We start from the raw sequence: 11,373 nt of genomic DNA, 5'->3' as shown, positions 1-11,373 counted from the left end.
AGCTCAGCCCCGGGTCACGCGCTCGATTTCCGCCTGAACCAGCCGCTCGACCAGGGTCGGAAGATTCTGATCTAGCCAGCTCTTCAGCATGGGTCGAAGCAGCTCCACCATCAGGTCCTCGACGCTCTTCGGCTGAACCGCAGACTGCGCTGATGGAGCGACCGCATTGAGCCTGCCGAAAGCCTCCGACACCGAGGCGCTGACCACGTTCGACAGCAGGCCCTCGGGATTCTTTTCACAGGACTTGGCAGACGCCTGATGCTCGGTCTCGTAATTCACCATCAGGATGGAGACGGAATGTTCCTCCTGAAAGGAATCCGCCTCGGAGACGATCGCCTCCTCCACCGGGAAGCGCTCACCGAAGCGAACCGGCGAGACATGGCTTTCCGCAATATCGAGAACGCTCTTCAAAGGAGTCGGCGCCGCGACGTGGACCTCCGGCTCATGCACCGGCTCCATGTCATCGGCGATAATACGCCGGATGGAAGCTAAAATATCTTCCATCGATGGCTCATTGACCTTCAGGTTCGGTGAACCCATAGCCCCATCCAATATATTATTTGTTTTAGAATCGCGTTCTTACGAACGTCTCAAGTATTTTACGCAACAATATGGAAAACAAGTGGGGCCGGAACCTTTCAGTTCCGGCCCCAAAACTTATCAACGACCATCAGGCGTTGAAGTGCCGATCCAAAGATCTTTGACCTGATCGTAGTGAACCTTCGGGCTGTAGTGATTGACTGCCAGGCCCAGGTTACGCGAATGGAGACGGCCCATCGCCTGCACCACGGCATAAGAGGCAACCACACGGTCGCGCTGCGCAGTGATGAGGTTCACACGAGCGTTCAGCAATTCCTGCTGCGCGTTCAACACATCCAAGGTTGTACGCTGGCCGACGCGGGCCTCTTCGCGGACGCCGTTGAGCGCGGTTTCGGCTGCGTCGATCTGGGCCTGAGCGGCCTGGATCTGCGCGCGAGCCGCCTCGAGCTGACCCCAGGACGAAACGACGGCAGCACGCACCTGGTCGCGCACCCAGTCGGCGTCCAGGCGGCGCTGGCCGACCTGTTCCTTGGCCTGACGGGTCGCCGAATAGGCTTGACCGCCTTCGTAGATCGGAACCGACAGGGTCGCGATAGCGGACGCATTCAGAGATTCGTCACCGGTTTCCCGAACATCGTAACGCTGAGCGACCGTGGCACGAACGCCGAGTGAAGGCGCGAGAGCACCTTGTTCGATCTTGACCTGCAACTCAGCCACATCAACCGCATGCTGAGCCGACTTGATGGCCGGATGCTCGCCGAAGGCGGTCTTGAGGGCGGCATCGACATTGCGCGGCACGAGCTTGTCGAGAGGGCGGCCCGGGGCCAGCTGCTGCGGCTCGACGCCAATAAACTGGCGATACTGGGCGATGCTGGAGCGAAGATTGGCCTCCGCGAGGCTGGCCTGCGAACGAGAGGCGGCAAGGCGGGATTCGGCCTGCGCCACGTCGGTACGCGTCACCTCGCCCACATTGAAGCGGTCCTGCGTTTGGCGCAGCTGCTCGTCGATCACCTCGACGTTGTTGCGCTGCAGGTCGAGAATGGCCGTATCGCGCAGCACATTCATATAGGAGGAAGCCGCATTGAACAGGGTGTCCTGCTCGTTATTGTTCAAACTCTCGCGGGAGCCGAGGACGTTCGACTCGGCTTGGCGAACAGCATTGTCCGTCCGAAACCCATTGAAGATCGATTGGTCGAGCTGAATGCCGTAGCCACGCGGCGTGGAACGGCTGATCGTCTCACCACCGCCGCCAAAAATGCTCGGCGGCTGACGGGAATCAAACTGAGAAAATTCGCGTCCGATATCGGCGCTCGCATTGACCTGCGGGCGATAGCCTGACTTGGCCTGGGCGACGGTCTCGTCCACCGCGCGGACGCCTGCACGCTGAGCATTCAGATTGGGGTTGTTGCCATAGGCCTTGGCCAAGGCGCTTTCCAAGGTCTCGGCAGAGACGCCGCCCGGGCCCGCGACCATGAACGCGGAGGCCATGACTCCAAGGAGCATGCTATACTTGCTGCTGGATTGCTTCCTGTTCACGCTCACCTGCCTTAGAGACTTCTTCGATTGAGGCCCACCCGTGATCGCTGCCGATTCACGAACTCGCTCGATTCAAAGCGCAACAATAACCATGCCACACGAGTCGGCAACAAGGCCGTGCGCCCAATTGAATTTTAGCGGAGGAGTGGCGCAAAAAAGCGACACTATTTCCGATGCAAATTAAGGATTTAGTAGGATATTCAGAACTTGAAGCCAGGCTCCTGGACGAAAGATGCCAGGAGGGGGGCGGCCGCATCGAAGAGATTACGCTCGCCAAAGACCTCACCGGACCGCACGTACAAGGTTGCGCGCGCGGAACGCCCGCGCCCCTTCACACAGACCAGGCGGCCGCCTTCGGCCAGCTGCTGCAGAAGGGTATCGGGGCGAACATCCACGGAACCGTTGATGAGAATAGCGTCGTAGGGGCCGCCGGAATGGTGGCCCTTGTCCAGGGCGCCGGCCTCAATCTTCACGCGGCTCGCGCCGGCGGCGGCCAAGCTATGCTTGGCGACGGCAGCGAGATCGGCGTCGGATTCGAGGGCCGTGACCTGAGCGCCGAGCTTGTCGAAGACGGCAGAAGCGTAGCCACGGCCGCAGGCTACATCCAGCACCTTCTCGCCGGCGTCGATCTCGAGCCCCTGAATCATACGGCCCAGGTTCATCGGGGAGAGCATGAAGCGGCGCTCAGCACCTTCGCTGACCAGGATGTCCTGGTCCATATAGGCAAGGCTCTCACGGCCAGGGAGAACGAACAGCTCTCTCGGTACGCTGTCCATGGCGTCCAGCAGGGCAATGTCGTTCACATCGAAAGTGCGCAGCTGGCTATCAACCATCATCCGGCGCGCTTGCGAGAAATCGACCATGGAGATTGCCTTTAGAATTCGACTTGGAGGCCTCGCCCGGAATCGAACCGGGGTGCAAGGATTTGCAGTCCTCTGCGTAACCACTCCGCCACGAGGCCATCCGGGGCGTGCCGCGAACGCGGCGCACGCTCCATAGCAAGCGCCCTCCCAAAGAGCAACGCCCCTTTTATGGCATCCGATGCAATCAAGGGACTTGCAACCGCCGAAACCCGTGTTATATGCCTCGCACCGTCGTCGAGGACAGCTGCTCCGGCAGCCCCGGCGAGAGAGGTTCAGCCCTCAGAGGCAGGCTTATTCCGGCGTGGCGCAGCGGTAGCGCAGCGGACTGTTAATCCGTTGGTCGTAGGTTCGAATCCTACCGCCGGAGCCAACCTCTCCCAGAAACTTCCACCTTATTGCATTCTGGCACCGCGGATGTCGCGCATCCCCTTGGCGCGCACATCCTTTCATGCTGGATAGTCTTAAGCGTGACAATTTCTGCTTTGGGAGTAATGGCCTGGCCTCCCCTGCCCTCGTTTGGTTTCGAGACGACCATCGGCTAGGCGACAACCCGGCGCTGACTGCCGCGATTGCCTCCGGACAACCCGTCCTCTGCTTTGCCATCATCGACGAAGAATCGCCGGGCCTGCGCCCCTTGGGCGGAGCGGCGCGCTGGTGGCTGCATGGTTCCTTGAAAGCCCTGAACGAATCGTTGGAGAGGCTTGGCTCCAGCCTGCTCGTATTCAGAGGAGAGGCACCCGGCATCGTCGAAACCATCGTTTCCAGGACGAATGCCTCGGCGATCTACTGGAATCGCCGCTACGCCGCCGCCGAGATCGCCGTGGACACCGCCATTAAGGAAAGGATGGCAGGGCTTGGAATCGAAGCACGGAGCTTCAACGGCAGGCTGCTTCACGAACCTTGGCAGGTCATGAATCAGGCAGGCAAACCATTTCAGGTTTTCACGCCCTACCTGAGGGCCGTGATGAAGAGGCGCATCGCCCCTCCTCTTCCGGCACCGAAAAAGCTGGTTCCCGGGGCGTGGTCCTCGGAGATTTTCGAAACCGCATTCAGCATCGACGATCTCGGTCTCCTACCAGTCTCTCCCGATTGGGCCAGTGGGATTTGCCGCACTTGGAAGCCCGGCGAGGCCGCAGCCAGAAAGAAACTGGCGGATTTTCTCGATGACAAGTTGGAATCTTACGTAGCAGGCCGGGATATTCCGTCGGGAACGGGTACCTCGCGCCTCTCGCCCCACCTGAGATTCGGCGAAATCAGCCCTGGACAAGTCTGGCACGCCGTTCAAAACCGCCTCGCCGACGATCATGGCCTCGCGCAGCACGCGGAAAAGTTTTTGAGCGAGGTGGTGTGGCGCGATTTCTGCCATCAGCTTCTCCACACTTATCCACATCTCCCGGCGAAATCTCACAGCCCTCGCTTCGAATCTTTTCCGTGGATTTCAGACAAGACCGCGCTCAAAGCCTGGCAGGAAGGCCGCACCGGTTACCCTATCGTGGATGCCGGCATGCGCCAGCTCTGGCGCACCGGATGGATGCATAATCGTGTGCGGATGATCGCGGCGTCGTTTCTGGTGAAGCACCTGCTCACGGATTGGCGGCACGGCGAAAAATGGTTCTGGGACACGCTCGTCGATGCCGATTCCGCCAACAACGCCTTCAGCTGGCAGTGGATTGCCGGCTCCGGCCCGGATTCGGCTCCCTTCCACCGAATTTTCAATCCTGTTTCCCAAGGCGAGAAATTCGATTCCAGCGGCGATTATGTGCGCACCTTCGTGCCCGAGATTGCGGGGTTGCCGGATGCCTTCATCCACAAACCGTGGGAAGCCCCCTTCGCGATTCTCTCATCCGCTGGAATCGAAATGGGAAAAACCTATCCCAGCCCCATCGTGCCGCACGCTCCAGCGCGAGAGCGTGCGCTCCAGGCATTCCGCAGCCTGCGCGGGTTTGCGCATGAGAACAATGAAGTGGCTTGACCCATCGCGGGGGAAGCGGTCAGCATCCCTATCCGTTCATGCTTTTCGGGATTGACGATGAGTGCCACCGATCTTCTCTTTCGCGATGATGCCTATGCCCAATCCTGCCGCTCCAAGGTCGTCGCCGTAATGTCTGAGGGCGGCGTCATTCTCGACCGCACGGTGTTCTATGCTCAGGGCGGCGGACAGCCGGGTGATGTGGGAACCATCCGCACGTCTGGGGGCAAAGAGTTTTCCATGTCCAACACCGTTTACGGCGCCGACCGTTCGCAGATCGTACACTTGGTCGGTCCGGAGGCCGCGGCTCATTTCTCCGTTGGTGACGAGGTTGAGTTGAAGCTCGATTGGGAGCGCCGCTTCAAGCGCATGCGCGTTCATACGGCCCTTCACCTCCTGAGCGTCGTCCTGCCTTATCCCGTGACCGGAGGTTCCATCGGCGATGGCGATGGGCGGCTGGATTTCGATATCCCCGATGCTGGTCTCGACAAGGCCGAGATCTCGGAAAAGCTCAACGCCCTGATCGCCCAGGACGCGCCGGTATCCGACCGTTGGATCACGGATGAGGAACTCGATGCCAATCCTGGTCTTGTGAAGACCATGTCGGTTCAACCGCCGCGCGGCTCGGGCCGCGTCCGCCTCGTCGAGATCGAAGGGATCGACCTGCAGCCCTGCGGCGGCACGCATGTGCGGCGCACGGGTGAGATCGGCGAGGTCGCGATTACCGATATCGAGAAAAAGGGCGAGCAGAACCGGCGCGTGCGCCTATCGCTTGCCGGCTGACGCCCTATTTCTCACCTCAACAGACTGCCAGGAGTATTTCCATGTCTCAGACCTTCGTCTCCACCGCGCGGCTGCAGCAGCACCTGGACGACCCGAATGTCGTGATCGTCGACGGCTCCTGGTATCTGCCGACGCAGAACCGCAATGCCGAGGAAGAGTTTCAGGCCGGCCACATTCCGGGCGCCGTGCGTTTCGATATCGACGCGATCAGGGACAAATCCTCGTCCCTGCCCCATATGCTGCCGTCGCCGGATGAGTTCGCGAAAATTGTCGGTGCGATGGGCATCGACGAGAACATGGCTATCGTCGTCTATGACGGCTCCGGCCTGTTCGCGGCAGCGCGAGTCCGCTGGACCTTCCGCGTGTTCGGCGCACGTAACGTCTCGATTCTAGAAGGCGGCTTCCCGGCCTGGAAAAGCGAGGGACGCCCGATCGAGGCCGGCCCTCAGCAGCCGCGAGAGCCGCGCGTGTTCAAGCCCAAATTCGACCCGTCCGTGGTCGCGGATGCATCGGCGGTCCAGACAGCTTTGAGCGCGAAGACCGCCCAGGTCGTCGATGCCCGCCCCGCCGAGCGTTTCAGGGGCGAAGCGCCCGAGCCGCGCCCGGGCCTGCGCTCCGGCCACATCCCGGGAAGCCTCAATCTTCCCTTCAACGCACTCGTCGAGAATGGCCGGTTGAAGGACAAAGCGCTTCTGGAAGAGGCATTGAAAGAAGCCGGTATCGATCCTGAGAAGCCGGTGATTACGACCTGCGGCTCCGGCGTTTCGGCGGCGCTTGTGTCGCTGGCATTGGAGACGACGGGACGGCAGGCGAAGGCCATCTATGACGGCTCATGGGCCGAATGGGGGGGCCGGAACGATCTGCCCGTTGCGACGGGGCCGGCGCAACAGAAATAGGCGCTACCCGATGTCATCACCAGCCTTGTGCCGGTGATCCCGATCCGAGAAGTCGCCGCACCAACGAAAAAGGCCCCGGCGAAACCGGGGCCTTTTGCATTCCGAAATCACACTTAATGCAGGATCTGAGACAAGAAAAGCCTGGTGCGCTCGTGCTGCGGGTTCTTGAAGAACTCGTCGGGCGTGTTCATCTCGACGATCTGTCCGTAATCCATGAAGATCACGCGGTCGGCGACCTGGCGCGCGAAGCCCATTTCGTGGGTCACGCAGAGCATGGTCATGCCCTCTTCGGCGAGGCCGACCATGGTGTCGAGCACTTCCTTCACCATCTCCGGATCGAGCGCGGAGGTGGGCTCATCGAACAGCATGATCTTGGGGCTCATGCAGAGCGAGCGGGCAATCGCCACGCGCTGCTGCTGACCGCCCGAGAGCTGGCCGGGATACTTGTTCGCCTGCTCGGGAATCTTGACCCGGGTGAGATAATGCATGGCGATCTCTTCCGCTTCCTTCTTGGGCATCTTCTTGACCCAGATCGGCGCGAGCGTGCAGTTCTCGAGGATAGTGAGATGCGGAAAGAGATTGAAGTGCTGGAACACCATGCCGACCTCGCGGCGCACTTCGTCGATGCGCTTAAGGTCGTTGGTCAGCTCGGTGCCGTCCACGATGATGCGGCCCTTCTGGTGCTCTTCCAGACGGTTGATGCAGCGGATCATCGTAGACTTGCCGGAGCCGGACGGTCCGCAGATCACGATCCGCTCGCTGCGGCTCACATTGAGGTTGATGTCGCGCAGCACGTGGAATTCGCCGTACCACTTGTGCACATCGATCAGTTGGATGGCAGCCTCCGCCTTCGGGTCGACGGCGACGGGCTGGACGGGTGAGGTTGAGAGTGTCGTTGCCATGGATGCTTACCGTTTCTGACCTGCTGCAAGGCGCCGCTCGACACCGAGCGAATAGCGCGACATGCCGAAGCAGAAGATGAAGTAGAAGAGAGCTGCGAAGGCGTAACCCGTGAGGCTGATGCTGGGAGCGGCCCAGTTGGGATCGATGCGGGATGCCTCGATGGTCTTGACGAGATCGAAGATGCCGACGATGGCCACGAGCGAGGTATCCTTGAACAGGCCGATGAAGGTGTTCACGATGCCAGGGATCACGATCCGCAGAGCCTGCGGAAGAATGATCAGGATCATCATCTGCGGATAGTTGAGGCCAAGCGACATCGCTCCCTCATACTGCCCCTTCGGCATGGCCTGGAGACCGCCACGCACCACCTCGGCCATGTAGGCGGAGGCGAAGATCGCGGTGCCGATGAGCGGCCGCAGGAGGCGATCCACCGTGATGTCGCCGGGCAGGAACAGCGGCAGCATGGTGTTGGCCATGATGAGCACCGTGATCAGCGGCACACCGCGCACGAACTCGATGAAGATCACCGACGCCATCCGCACGATCGGCAGCCTGGAACGGCGCCCGAGCGCCAGCAGGATGCCGAAAGGCAGCGAGACCACGATGCCGACCGTTGCCACCAGAAGGGTGACGAGGATGCCGCCCCATAGGGAGGTCGGCACCGGGGTCAGGCCCCAATCGATCTCCACCAGAGCAAGGGTCACGCCGATCACGCCGACAATGCCGCCGCCGAGGATAAGGGCCGGCTTCAACGGCGCCTTCAGGAGCGTTGCAACGAGAGCGAATACCGCAAGCAGCAGAGCGGAGCAGATCGCGAAGAAGATCCAGAACCCGGTGCTGAAATCCGCATCGCCGCCGGTCAGCAGGATGTAGGAGAAGACCGGGAACAGCCAGAAGAAGTAGGCTGCGCCGAAGTCGCGGCGGGGAGCCTTGAGCCAAAGGAGCCAGCCAACGCCCAGCGCCAGCAGCACGAAGAACCCATTGACCCTCCACCGCTCGGGCACCGGATAGGAGCCGTAGGTGAAGTAACCGAGCTTCTCATGGATGAAGGCCCAGCAGGCGCCGGTCTCGCTGCCGCCCATATCGGCGCGGCAGGCCGCGCGGTCCGTGCCGGTCCAGACCGCGTCGATGAAGAGGAATTTCACCAGCGGCGGAACGGACACGTAGAGCAGATAGAAGACGACGAGCGTCAGCAGGGTGTTGAACGGACCCGAGAACAGGTTCTCCCGGACCCAGGCTATAGGGCCGCGCGCGAGGTTGGGAGGCGGCAGCGCTTCCACCTGCTTAGCCTGGACGAAACGGGGCATATCGACGGTAGTGCTCATAGGATGTCCTTACCGTTCGACGATCGCCACGCGGCGATTATAGATGTTCATGATGCCGGAGGTCAGCAGGCTGATCGTGAGATAGACCGCCATGGTGATGACGACGACTTCGATAGCCTGACCGGTCTGGTTCAGAACCGTCCCCATGAAAACCTGAACCAGATCGGGATACCCGATAGCCACGGCCAGCGAAGAGTTCTTGGTGAGGTTGAGATACTGACTTGTGAGCGGCGGAACGATGACCCGCATGGCCTGTGGGATGACCACGAGACGCAGAGTCTGCCCTGCCTTCAACCCAAGCGATTCTGCGGCCTCCGACTGCCCCTTAGATACGGCGAGAATGCCGGCGCGCACGACCTCGGCGATGAAGGCCGCCGTATAGGTGGTGAGGCCGAGAAGCAGCGCCACGAACTCGGGCAGGATCTGCATGCCGCCGCGCAGGTTAAAGGTGCCCTTCTCCGGAACTTCGAAGGTAATGGGATTGGCACCCACGATTGCGAGGACGATCCAGGTCAGCACAGGCAGACCAATGACGAGCCCCAGAGTGACAAGGAAGATGGGCGATTGCTTGCCGGTGCGCACCTGCTCGGCCTTGGCCCGGCGGCGATAGATGAGGCTGCCGACGATGCCGATGGCGAGAGCGATCAAGACGGCCCAGATATCCGAAGCGTAGAGCGGACGCGGCATGAAGAGGCCGCGCGAATTGATGAAGAATCCAGCGCCCAGTTCGAGTGAGCTGCGCGGCTGCGGCAGCGGCCCGAGAACCGCGATGTACCAGAACAGCAGCTGCACCAGGAGGGGGATGTTGCGCAGGGTCTCGACATAGACCATGGCGACCTTCGCCACCATCCAGTTCTTGGACAGACGGGCAATGCCGATGAGGAAGCCGAGAATCGTCGTGAAGAAGATGCCGATGGCCGACACGATCAGTGTATTGAGCAGACCGACGATGAAGGCGTCGCCGTAGGTCGAGCCTGCCGCGCTGAACTGGATCAGCGACTGGCTGATGTCGAAGCCGGCGGTGTTTTCGAGGAAGCCGAAGCCCGATGCGATCTTCGCGCGCTGAAGATTTTCAATCGCATTCGAAGCAGCGAAATAGAAAAGTGCGACGACGAAGAAGACGAGAAGAATCTGGAAGAAAAGCCCACGAACCTTTGGATCGTAGAGAAACGATTTTTTGGGGGGTGATGTCTGACTGACAGCGGTCTGCACTGAACTGAATCCTCTGACGGCTGGCTTCTTTTTGTGTGCCGTCCTCCCATGTTCATGCAAGTGTCGGTCTGCCATGAACTGGCGGCATTTTTTATTGTTCGAGAAGGGCGCCCGAAATGTCCGGGCGCCCTGTTTTCGGTTCGCTTAGCGGATCGGGATGCCGTATTGCAGGCCGCCCTTGGTCCAGAGAGCGTTCTGGCCGCGCTTGATCTTCAGCTTGGAGCCTTCGCCGACGTTCTTCTCGAAGCTTTCGCCGTAATTGCCCACGTGCTTGACGATGCGCACGGCCCAATCGTTCGTCAGGCCGATAGCCTCGCCGTACTTGCCCTCGGTGCCGAGCAGACGCTTGATCTCCGGGTTGTCGGAGGTCTTCATCTGGTCGACATTGGCCTTCGTCACGCCGAGCTCTTCAGCGTTCAGCATGGCCATGTGCGTCCAGCGGATGATATCGCCCCACTGGTTGTCGCCGTGGCGGACTGCCGGGCCAAGCGGCTCCTTGGAGATGATTTCCGGCAGAACGATATGGTCGTCCGGAGCGGAGGCGCGCAGGCGCTCGGCATAGAGGCCCGAGGCGTCCGTGGTGAACGCGTCGCAGCGGCCGGCGTCATAAGCCTTGAAGGTTTCGTCTGAGGTCGCGAAGGCCACGACTTCGTACTTCATGTTGTTGGCACGGAAGTAGTCGGCGAGGTTGAGCTCGGTGGTGGTGCCCTGCTGAGTGCAGATCGAAGCGCCGTTCAACTCCTTGGCGGAGGAAACGCCGAGCTTCTTGCGGACCATGAAGCCCTGGCCGTCAAAGTAGTTGATAGCCGGGAAGTCGAGGCCGAGCTGCGTATCGCGCGACATCGTCATGGTCGAGTTGCGGGACAGCACGTCCACTTCGCCCGACTGGAGCGCCGTGAAGCGGTCCTTGGCGGCGAGCGGAATGTAGCGCACCTTGCTCGGATCGTCGAAGATCGCTGCAGCCACGGCGCGGCAGAGATCCACGTCGAGACCGGTCCACCCACCTTGGGCGTCAGGCAAGCCGAAGCCGGCGAGGCCGGTGTTCGAGCCGCAGGTCAGAAAGCCCTTCTGCTTGACGCTGTTCAGCGTCGCCTGGGCGGAAGCGCCTGTGGCGAGCACGCTTGCCGTCAGGCCGAAGGCAATCGCTACGAGAGCCTTTTTCATGCTGGTATATTCTCCCAATAGTACAATTCGGCCCGCTAGTTATTTTTACCCCCAGCCGAGCCACGGTCAGACCGTTCCGCGCCGCATCGGTTCGAAGCGGCATCGGGATCCATCACATTCCATGATTGATCACCGGTCAAGTCTTGATGGATGGCTTTTTGGCAGGAGGGTTGACGCCAACC

General features: G+C 60.9%; 10 protein-coding genes and 2 tRNA genes. 4 read left to right on the top strand and 8 right to left on the bottom strand.

Features of this window, described 5'->3' with window-relative positions:
* Positions 1-3: 3 nt before the first annotated feature.
* The 4 genes from AB4Y85_RS00430 to AB4Y85_RS00415 all read right to left on the bottom strand — a co-directional run bounded on the left by AB4Y85_RS00430 (position 4) and on the right by AB4Y85_RS00415 (position 3,037).
* Positions 4-282: a PopZ family protein gene (locus AB4Y85_RS00430; RefSeq protein WP_441983220.1), complete on the bottom strand. Its 279-nt coding sequence runs from the start codon at positions 280-282 to the stop codon at positions 4-6.
* A 378-nt stretch (positions 283-660) separates the two neighbouring features.
* Positions 661-2,043, bottom strand: a complete 1,383-nt coding sequence (locus AB4Y85_RS00425; protein WP_441982876.1) for a TolC family outer membrane protein — start codon at positions 2,041-2,043, stop codon at positions 661-663.
* 233 nt (positions 2,044-2,276) lie between these two features.
* Entirely contained in the window at positions 2,277-2,939 is a 663-nt protein-coding gene (locus AB4Y85_RS00420) for a protein-L-isoaspartate O-methyltransferase family protein (RefSeq protein ID WP_441982875.1), read from the bottom strand.
* 24 nt (positions 2,940-2,963) lie between these two features.
* Positions 2,964-3,037: transfer RNA gene (locus tag AB4Y85_RS00415), tRNA-Cys, on the bottom strand.
* Between the two features lie 197 nt (positions 3,038-3,234).
* On the opposite strand from AB4Y85_RS00415, the gene AB4Y85_RS00410 reads away from it, so the two are divergent.
* From AB4Y85_RS00410 to sseA, 4 genes are all read left to right on the top strand, one after another.
* Positions 3,235-3,309, top strand: a tRNA-Asn gene (locus tag AB4Y85_RS00410).
* A 78-nt stretch (positions 3,310-3,387) separates the two neighbouring features.
* Positions 3,388-4,911 carry a cryptochrome/photolyase family protein gene (locus AB4Y85_RS00405; protein WP_441982874.1) on the top strand — a complete coding sequence of 508 codons (1,524 nt, stop codon included), beginning with the start codon at positions 3,388-3,390 and terminating at the stop codon, positions 4,909-4,911.
* Positions 4,912-4,968: 57 nt separating this feature from the next.
* Positions 4,969-5,691, top strand: coding sequence for an alanyl-tRNA editing protein (locus AB4Y85_RS00400; RefSeq protein ID WP_441982873.1), 723 nt, complete (start codon positions 4,969-4,971; stop codon positions 5,689-5,691).
* A gap of 41 nt (positions 5,692-5,732) precedes the next feature.
* Positions 5,733-6,587: a 3-mercaptopyruvate sulfurtransferase gene (gene sseA, locus AB4Y85_RS00395; RefSeq protein ID WP_441982872.1), complete on the top strand. Its 855-nt coding sequence runs from the start codon at positions 5,733-5,735 to the stop codon at positions 6,585-6,587.
* 113 nt (positions 6,588-6,700) lie between these two features.
* On the opposite strand, the gene AB4Y85_RS00390 is transcribed toward sseA, so the two are convergent.
* The 4 genes from AB4Y85_RS00390 to AB4Y85_RS00375 all read right to left on the bottom strand — a co-directional run bounded on the left by AB4Y85_RS00390 (position 6,701) and on the right by AB4Y85_RS00375 (position 11,191).
* Positions 6,701-7,489, bottom strand: coding sequence for an amino acid ABC transporter ATP-binding protein (locus tag AB4Y85_RS00390; protein WP_441982871.1), 789 nt, complete (start codon positions 7,487-7,489; stop codon positions 6,701-6,703).
* A 6-nt stretch (positions 7,490-7,495) separates the two neighbouring features.
* Positions 7,496-8,815 carry an amino acid ABC transporter permease gene (locus tag AB4Y85_RS00385; protein WP_441982870.1) on the bottom strand — a complete coding sequence of 440 codons (1,320 nt, stop codon included), beginning with the start codon at positions 8,813-8,815 and terminating at the stop codon, positions 7,496-7,498.
* A 9-nt stretch (positions 8,816-8,824) separates the two neighbouring features.
* Complete coding sequence (locus AB4Y85_RS00380) at positions 8,825-10,027, bottom strand: amino acid ABC transporter permease (protein ID WP_441982869.1); 1,203 nt, start codon at positions 10,025-10,027, stop codon at positions 8,825-8,827.
* 144 nt (positions 10,028-10,171) lie between these two features.
* Positions 10,172-11,191 carry an amino acid ABC transporter substrate-binding protein gene (locus AB4Y85_RS00375; protein ID WP_441982868.1) on the bottom strand — a complete coding sequence of 340 codons (1,020 nt, stop codon included), beginning with the start codon at positions 11,189-11,191 and terminating at the stop codon, positions 10,172-10,174.
* Positions 11,192-11,373 lie beyond the last annotated feature (182 nt).

This window comes from Microvirga sp. 2YAF29 (assembly GCF_052114605.1).
In the GTDB taxonomy this organism is placed as follows: domain Bacteria; phylum Pseudomonadota; class Alphaproteobacteria; order Rhizobiales; family Beijerinckiaceae; genus Microvirga.
Note: the sequence above shows the minus strand (reverse complement) of the source record. Positions and strands in the feature narration are given on the sequence as shown.

Bases quoted from the DNA above. Each gene is read 5' to 3' on its own strand.
- AB4Y85_RS00405 (WP_441982874.1), top strand. From the start codon at position 3,388: ATGCTGGATAGTCTTAAGCGTGACAATTTCTGCTTTGGGAGTAATGGC.
- AB4Y85_RS00375 (WP_441982868.1), bottom strand. From the start codon at position 11,191: ATGAAAAAGGCTCTCGTAGCGATTGCCTTCGGCCTGACGGCAAGCGTG.
- AB4Y85_RS00400 (WP_441982873.1), top strand. From the start codon at position 4,969: ATGAGTGCCACCGATCTTCTCTTTCGCGATGATGCCTATGCCCAATCC.
- sseA (WP_441982872.1), top strand. From the start codon at position 5,733: ATGTCTCAGACCTTCGTCTCCACCGCGCGGCTGCAGCAGCACCTGGAC.
- AB4Y85_RS00385 (WP_441982870.1), bottom strand. From the start codon at position 8,815: ATGAGCACTACCGTCGATATGCCCCGTTTCGTCCAGGCTAAGCAGGTG.
- AB4Y85_RS00390 (WP_441982871.1), bottom strand. From the start codon at position 7,489: ATGGCAACGACACTCTCAACCTCACCCGTCCAGCCCGTCGCCGTCGAC.
- AB4Y85_RS00430 (WP_441983220.1), bottom strand. From the start codon at position 282: ATGGTGAATTACGAGACCGAGCATCAGGCGTCTGCCAAGTCCTGTGAA.
- AB4Y85_RS00420 (WP_441982875.1), bottom strand. From the start codon at position 2,939: ATGGTCGATTTCTCGCAAGCGCGCCGGATGATGGTTGATAGCCAGCTG.
- AB4Y85_RS00425 (WP_441982876.1), bottom strand. From the start codon at position 2,043: ATGCTCCTTGGAGTCATGGCCTCCGCGTTCATGGTCGCGGGCCCGGGC.